The sequence below is a fragment of the Jatrophihabitans sp. genome (assembly GCA_036399055.1).
GTDB lineage: Bacteria > Actinomycetota > Actinomycetes > Mycobacteriales > Jatrophihabitantaceae > Jatrophihabitans_A.
In genome coordinates, this window is the sequence record DASWNX010000019.1 from 47,585 (window position 1) to 55,118 (window position 7,534).

General features: G+C 69.4%; 6 protein-coding genes. 1 reads left to right on the top strand and 5 read right to left on the bottom strand.

What is annotated here, in order from left to right; translation table 11 throughout:
* Positions 1 to 59: 59 nt before the first annotated feature.
* From VGB75_07590 to VGB75_07610, 5 genes are read right to left on the bottom strand one after another with little or no spacing between them, the layout of a single operon-like run.
* Positions 60 to 1,625, bottom strand: coding sequence for an iron-containing redox enzyme family protein (locus VGB75_07590; protein ID HEY0166887.1), 1,566 nt, complete (start codon positions 1,623 to 1,625; stop codon positions 60 to 62).
* A gap of 5 nt (positions 1,626 to 1,630) precedes the next feature.
* On the bottom strand, positions 1,631 to 2,626 hold the full coding sequence (locus VGB75_07595) for an iron-containing redox enzyme family protein (protein HEY0166888.1): 996 nt from the start codon (positions 2,624 to 2,626) through the stop codon (positions 1,631 to 1,633).
* Positions 2,623 to 3,657 (bottom strand): hypothetical protein, encoded by a 1,035-nt coding sequence (locus VGB75_07600; GenBank protein HEY0166889.1) that lies wholly within the window; start codon positions 3,655 to 3,657, stop codon positions 2,623 to 2,625. Before VGB75_07600 ends, VGB75_07595 begins: the two co-directional genes overlap by 4 nt.
* Positions 3,658 to 3,659: 2 nt before the next feature.
* Positions 3,660 to 5,984, bottom strand: coding sequence for a thiamine pyrophosphate-binding protein (locus VGB75_07605; protein HEY0166890.1), 2,325 nt, complete (start codon positions 5,982 to 5,984; stop codon positions 3,660 to 3,662).
* A gap of 10 nt (positions 5,985 to 5,994) precedes the next feature.
* Positions 5,995 to 6,171, bottom strand: a complete 177-nt coding sequence (locus tag VGB75_07610) for a hypothetical protein (GenBank protein HEY0166891.1) — start codon at positions 6,169 to 6,171, stop codon at positions 5,995 to 5,997.
* Between the two features lie 273 nt (positions 6,172 to 6,444).
* Between VGB75_07610 and VGB75_07615 the strand changes: the two genes are divergently transcribed.
* Entirely contained in the window at positions 6,445 to 7,251 is an 807-nt protein-coding gene (locus tag VGB75_07615) for a sulfotransferase (protein HEY0166892.1), read from the top strand.
* The last annotated feature ends 283 nt before the right edge of the window (positions 7,252 to 7,534 follow it).

The window sequence follows — 7,534 nt, forward strand, 5'->3', positions numbered from 1 at the left end:
GCCGGTGTGAATTCCCAACTCGATAGCCGCCAGCGATAGCTCGGTGCGGGTCCCTGCCGCTAACCCCCGGTTGCCGACTGCTGCGCGTGCAGGTGGCCGAGCAGCTGGCGGGGTGTCACTCCGAACGGTCCGTGCAACCGGTCGTTCGCGGCATCGGTGTAGTACCAGTGCAGCTCCTCCCAGGCCCTGAAATTGAGTTCCAGCAGAAACAGCAGGTGGTCCATCGCCCGTCGCTGACCGGCCGGACTGACGACCGGCACCTGCGCGAGCAACCGGCGAGCCATGGTTGTGTGGTCGAGCTCGACGTTGACCTCCTCGTGCTGGCGCATCACCTGTGCCGCGTCGGTCCCGGCCAGGGCGCCTGCCTGTTCCAGCAGGTCATTGACAGGAGTGCGGGTGCCGGGCAAACCCTCGGTCACCATCACCGATGCCAAGAAGCCGACCGGGTCGGTGGCGGCGATCCGGGCGAAGACATCGAGGTAGGTGACCCAGGCCGGCAGCGCGGTGGCCAGCACCACCTCGGATTCGGTCAGGCCGAGGGCGAGGCAGGTCTGCAGCTCGAAGACCTCATGCCCGACCTCTTCGGCGTAATACCTGAACAGGCTGTCGCGCAGCTCCGGTCGCAGGCGTTTGGCCAGCAGCGGAAGTATGATCTCGACGAACCGGCGGGTGATCAGGTACTGCTCCAGGTACGTGCCGAGCGCCAGCCGGTCCGGCCGGTCACCATCGCTGGGCGCGCCGCTGCCGAGCGTGCGGTGGTAGCTCGACGGCCCCAGGACCCGCAACCCCCGCACCGCCAGGCGCTCGCCTGCCAGCGCCAGGTTCGTGCCGCTGCACGGGCCGGTTGCGGTGTCCGCCGCGCTCAGCTCCAACAACCGGTCGTTGCCCGGCCCGGCTGCCCGGCCCAGGGTCACCACGAGGCAGCTCAGCTGGGTGGCGGTCTCGGCGAGGTCGTAGGGACCGCCGGCGAGCTCCGCGAGTAACCGGAGCGCCAGCTCGCCGTCCCCGCCCGCCGGGTCGGCCTCGCGCAGTGCCAGGCAGGTCAGAAGAACTGCCGCAGGTGCGGTGTAGCGCCAGTGGGTGAGCAGCTGGTCGACCAGGTGGCCGTAGAAGTCCGTCGCCGGCCGGATCCGGGCCGCGCCGCCCGCCGCCGGTAAACCCGAAAGCCCCAGCTCGCTGGCAAGCTCGATAAGCAGGCTGTGGGCATGCGCCAGCGTGCTGCCCAGCACGGTGGCCAGCCGGTCAGCCATCGGCGCCGGCGCCAGCTCGCTCAGCTCGTCCAGCCAGCGCCGTGCCTGGGCGGCCAGCTCGAGGTAGCGATCGGTCTCAGCTGCGGCCACCGCACTGAGCTGATCGTCGGCCTCGGCGATCAGGCCGAACACGTCCAGACTCTCCACCAGCTTCGACCAGGGACTGGGCTTGCGCAGTTCGAGCCACACCTCATGTTCGGGGTCACGCATGGAGCTCAGCAACCGCGCCATCGCCTGCTGGCTGACCCCGTCCGGGGGCCCGAGCTCGAAGGTCTCCTCGGCGGCACACAGCAGGATCTCGCCCGACGGATCGGTCTGAACCTCCGCCACCTGCAGGAACGGCTTGCGGTAGGAGGCGAGGGACCACGTTGTCATGGGCGTCACTCCGCGTCCGGCTCGAAGATTCGCAGCGCCAGCTCCGGGCCGGCGTAGTGCAGCAGGATGTCGCGCTCCAGCCTGCTCAGCGATTCCACCAAAGCGGCCACCTGCTTGAGCACCGCCTGCGCATGCTCCAAGCCCAGGGCGCTGGTGGTGCTCAGCAGCGCCAGCGACACGTCGGCATGCCCGGCGTCGGCGTTGACGTCGGAGTGATCCAACAGCGGTTGAATGAACTCGGCCGGAAGCTCCAGCGACCGGGCGCGTTCGGCGAAGGCTCGGTTGAACTGCGGGGAGGGTTCCTCGACCACCGACAGGCAGGCTGCGAACGCCAGCGGATCCTGCGCGGCCACCGCGCCGAGCGTGGCGCAGACGGCGAAGGTCGCCGGCAGCGGCTGGGTGCTGGCGAGCACCGGTCCTGGCACCCCGACAGCGGCCAGCGCCGAACGGGTCATCCGATCGTGCCCGATCTCATCGCGCAGGAAGTTCTGCAGGATTCCGTAGGCATCCGGGTGCCAGGCGTGCGCCAGCGCCGGTGCGATCAGGGCGGGGCTCTGCCAGACGACGTGGTGGTACTCCAAGGCGTAACCGATCAGCTGATTGCGGGTCGCGGTCCCGTTCGTCATCCGGGTGAACAGCTCCGAACCGGCGCTGGTCGCTTGCAACCGGCGGGTGAATCGCCGCACCAGCCGGTACAACTGCTCGCCGGTCATGGTCGCCGGCGCCGGCCGCTCGTCCTCGGTCAGCAGTCCCAGCCGGTCCAGCTCGTCCAGCATGCCGTCGAAGTCACTCAGGTTGGGAGCGCGTTCCCGCAGCTGGGTGGACGGCGCGCCGGCCATCAGCCCCTCCAGCAGTTCAGCGACCTCCGCTGCCGCGAAGTCCGGCACGTCCAGGTCCGCGCTCTGGCTTCGGTAGGTCAGGGCGAAGCCGGCATCGGCGCGGGTGATTTGGACCCCGGGCCGCAGCCGGGGCCGCCGGAAGAAGGTGTGGGTCGCGGTCACAGCGCTTCCTCGGCTGTTCCGATGCCCATGACGTCCCCCACCAGGCCAGAGATCGATCGCAGCAGCGTTGTGGCGGTGCTGTAGTGCTCCCAGATCCCGCGGTAGAAGTCGTCGTACAACTCGACGAACAGCACGGTGCGCGCCCGCAACCGGCTCAAGGTCTGCGCGCTGATCGCCGGGATGTCGGCAAAGACCTGGCGGGTCAGGCTGCCGTGCCCGCCGGCCAGGTTGATCTGCGAGTGGGTCCGCATCGGGCCCACCAGGTCCGGATCGACGTCGCGGCTCTCACAGGCCCGCACGAATGAGTCGACCGCGAGATCTCGGCCTTCCAGCACACCGATCGTGGTGATGAAGAAGAGTGGGTCGGTCCGCGACCACCAGGCCAAGGAGTTGCACAACGCCGCTGTAGTCTGCAGGGGAATCGTGTCGGCCAGATCGTCGCGGGTGTGCCCCAGGGACTTCAGCGAGTTCAGGATCAGCTCGTCGTGGCCGCTCTCCTCTACGAAGAACTCGTTTAGGCTGACCCGGACGCCCCGGGAGTAGGGATAGCTGAGCGCCGGGGCGTCGAACCAGCTTTCCCGGAACAGGAAGTGGTAGTTCTCCACGATGGTGCCCTGCAGGACTAGCTCGGGAATCACCGCGGCAGGGTCCTGCATCGCCTGCCAGTACGGGTTCTTGTACAGCGTGTCGTACAGCTGGCCGGTGACCAGGTCCTCCAGCTCCAGCAATGCCGCTGTGCCACTGATCGGCTGGTGAGCCGGGCCGCCTTCCCGCACCAGATCTCCCCGGACTAGGTCCTGGTCGGCGAGCTGGGAAACAAGCTGGGCCGCTTCGGGCAGCGGCAGGCCGGCGGCAGCCGCGGCCGCGCTGACCTCCTGGGTGCCGTCCAGCGCGGTCAGGAAGCGGTGCACCGTGTCGAGGTGTTCGGCCGGCGCCTGGACCTCGACCGCGTCAGGCCCCTCGCCCAGCACCAGGAGGTCCTCGACCCGGGCGATGCCCGCGAGCAGCCGCGGACGTGCCGCAGAGACCATCGTCAGCCCCCTCTCTGCTGCGGGCCGGCAGGCCCTGGCTCGGCTAGGGCGGCGGCCGGCATCAGCGAGGCGGCCGCTGCCGACGTGGCTCCTCGGTGGCGGTAGCTGGGGTCGAGCACGACGTCGATGACCGCGGGCAGGTTCGAATCCGCCGCCCGCCGCAAGGCGCCGGCAATCTGATCGGGGAGTTCCACCCGCTCGCCGTAGCCGCCCAGCGCCTCGCTCACCCGGTCATAGCGGGTGCCCTGCGACAAGTACTGGGCCTGCATGTTCTCGGCGCCGTACATCGTCTCGTGGAAGGTGCGCATCTCGCCCCACGCGCCGTCGTTGCCGATCGCGGCGACGAACGGCAGCGATTGCCGGACGGCCGAGTCCAACTCCATGCCGTTGAAGCCGAAAGCCCCGTCGCCGAGAACCGCCAGCACCTGGTTGTCGGGATGAGCCAGCCGGGCGGCCATCGCGAACGGAATGCCGACACCGAGGCAGCCGAACGGCCCGGTGTCCAGCCAACGGCCGGGTGCGTTCGGGGCCAGCGCCGATGCTGCCATGGAGGCGATGTCGCCGCCGTCGACGATCAGGGTGGCGTCCGGGTCGGCGAACCGGGCAAGCTCGGCGATGAAGCGCAGGGGATGGATGGGCACCTGGTCCAGTTCGATGGCTTGCTGCGAGGCGGCTCGCCGCCGGTCATCGCAGGCGCGGAGTTCGGTCAACCAGTCAGGCTCGACACGGCGGGCAAAGCTGTGGCCAAGCCTGTTGAGCGCTTCGAGGAACAGCCGGATGTCGCTGACCACCCCGTGCCGGACGTCGCGCGCGTGCCCGATCCGACTGGCGTCGGGATCGACGTGCACCACTGCCACGTCGTCGCCGAACACCGGCGGACGGCCGTAGCCCAGCCGGAAGTCGAAGTCGGCGCCCAGGACCAGGACGACATCGGCCGAACGCAACGCCTCCGAGCGACTGAAGCGCAACGCCGACGGGTGGTCGGGTGGCAGCATCCCGCGGGCCAGGCCATTGCAGTACGTGGGCGCCCCCAGCGTCTGCGCCAGCTCCGTCAGGCTGTCCGCGGCTGCGGACCAGTACGCGCCCGAGCCAGCCAGCAGCACCGGCCTCGTTGCCGAGCCGATCAGCCGGGCCACCGCTGCCACCTCGTCCGGGTCCGGGCCCGGCGCTGAGGTGAACCGGCGGCAACCCGGCAGGACGCCATCGGTGACCGGCGTCAGTTGCACGTCCAGCGGCAGGTCCAGCAGCACCGGGCCGCTGCGCGGGGCCTGAGCCGCCGTGAACGCCCACTCGGTGAGTTCGGCCAGCCGCGAGCCGTCCATCGCGGTCTCGGCGCGTTTGGTGATAGGTCGCAACAACTCCACGTGCGGAGCGTCCTGCAGGCCGCCCAGGCCTTCCAGCAGAACGGGATTGCGCCCCGACAACAGCACCACCGGGCTCTGCGCATACCACGCGTTGGCGATCGCGGTCACCGAGTTGGTCAGCCCCGGGCCAGCGGTGACGGCGGCGACCTGAGGACGCCGCCGGAGCCGGGCCAGCGCGTCAGCGGCATGCACCGCGGCAGCCTCGTGCCGGAAGTCGATCAACCGGATGCCCTGCTGCGCGCAGCCCTGAAAGATCGGCGAGATGTGGCCTCCGGTCAGGGTCATGACCTCCGTGATTCCTTCGGCCGTCAACTGGGCGCACAACAGGTCTGCGCCGGTGCGGGCCTGGGCCGGGATGCGGCCGGCTGCCGGGGCCGGGATGCGGCCGGTTGCCCGCGCCGGCTGGGCCTCGGCGCCTGTGACCGGGTCGATGGCCGGGAGTTGATCGAGATCGCGCGAGCCCGACCAGCCGGGTGCCATCTCCTCCAGCAGCAATTGCACGACCAGCGCGGTCAGGCCCCAGATCACACCACCCCCAGGCAGCCGCCAGGCCACGGCCGCGCGGCCGTCCTCGGCGACGGCCCTGCGGTGGGTGGACTCGTCCAGCAGCACCGCGACCGGCACTAGCAGCGGGTCGGCGACCTCGGCCGAAGATTTCAGCGGATGCGGCTTTCGCCATCGGGCGTACACCGCAACGATCAGATCGTCGTTCTCGGGCAGCCTGATCAGCGGGCTCTCCCCGAGCACCTCCACCGTCTCCGGCTCCAGCCCGACCTCTTCGAACGCCTCCCGCAGGACGGTCTGGGCCGGCGACTCACCGGGTTCACATCGGCCGCCGGGCAGCGCGATATCGCCGGGAAAGGCGCGCAGCTCCGCTGACCGGGTGGTGAGCAGGAGCCGAGCAGTTCCATCGACGCGGCCAATCAGGGCGAGCACCGCATGCGAGGGATGAAGGCCAGGCATCTGGCCCGTGCTAGAGGTGAACGGCGATCAGAACCGGCCGACCCTCGCGGGGCTTGATCAAAATGTCGTACCGTCGCCCTTCGGTGAGCCCGGTCTTGAGAATGACGTCCGGTTCCATCTCCTCGCGCAGCATCCTGCCGATGCTGTTGGAATCCTCAGTGACCTGCGCCTGCACTTCATCAGCCATCGGATGCCCCCTCGTACCACGCGGCTATCAGGCGTGATGTATATCACACATCTGCACCAGATGGGGTCGTAGTCGGTCTGTTGCAGTTCACCGGCGCCAGTCCGCTGTGCTTCCTCGAGGCCGCGGCTTGTCTGCGGGCACGGAGTGTGGACATACTCGCCCGCGAAATCTGCCCCGGGCTCCTCCAGGGTTGACGCCTGAGCGATGCAGGGAGATGTTGGTGCTCGCTGTCCCGACGCGCTGCGTACTGCGGTATGGCTTCCTGACGTCCGGATGAGCGCGCCCATCCTGATCCTCGCAGCGGGCCAGCGGTGCGGGAGCACGCTCATCCAGCGGCTGCTGTCCTCCCACCCCGAGGTCCTGATCTGGGGTGAGCATGCGGGCCAGCTTCGCCAGATCCTGGCGGTGAGCCAGCGGCTGCACGAGTGGGCGGCCGAGCACGGCCAGCTCGGACGCCTGGGCTACGAGCGCGCCGGCCACCAGAGCTTCATGGCCAACCTGACTCCGGAGCCCGTCCATATCGATGAGGCGGCGCGTGCCTTCGTCCAGACCCTGTTCGCCAAACCCGCTGAGAGCGCGGGTAGGCCGATCTGGGGGTTCAAGGAAGTCCGTTACGGCCTGGCCGAGGCCCTCGCCATCCAGGGCCTGTTCCCCGGCTGCCGGGTGGTGCACATCGTTCGGGACCCGCGCGACGTCCTGCGCAGCCTCGATGTGTGGGAGCGAGCCGGCGGCTGGCCCAGGAGCGACACCGAGGTGGTGGTGGGCGACTGGACGCGAGTCGCGGGCAGCTTCTGGTCGGCCTCGCCCGACCTGCCCCCGTGGGTGCTGCGAGTGCGATACGAGGACCTGATCTCGGACCCGATGCGATGGTGCGCGCGGATCGCCCAGCACTGCGGCCTGCAGACCGACCTGTTTGACACCACGGTGTTCGACAAGCGGATCCACGCCGCCGGCCTGCGCGGGCGGACCCGCAGGGACATCAGGGATTGGGCTGATCTGCCGGCCTCGATGCGTGCCCTGCTGGACAGCGACGAGGTGCGCCTGGTCGGCCGCGCCTGCGGATACGACCTCGGCGCCTGAGCGTCCGCGCTTGTCCGCCGCCGCGAAGTGCGGTCATACTCGCAGCGATTTCCGCCTCGGGGCTGTCCGGGGTGTGGGGCGCCTTTTCCGAAGCAGGGAGACACCGGTGGCCGCTGTCGGAAGGTGCAGTGTCGTCATTCCCACCTATAACCGGGCGGAGTTGCTCAGGCGCACGCTGGACTCGTTGATCGGGCAGGACCTGGGCAGGGACGCTTTCGAGGTGCTGGTGGTCGATGACGGCTCCAGCGACGGGACGGCTGAGCTGGCGCGGGGGTATCGGGAT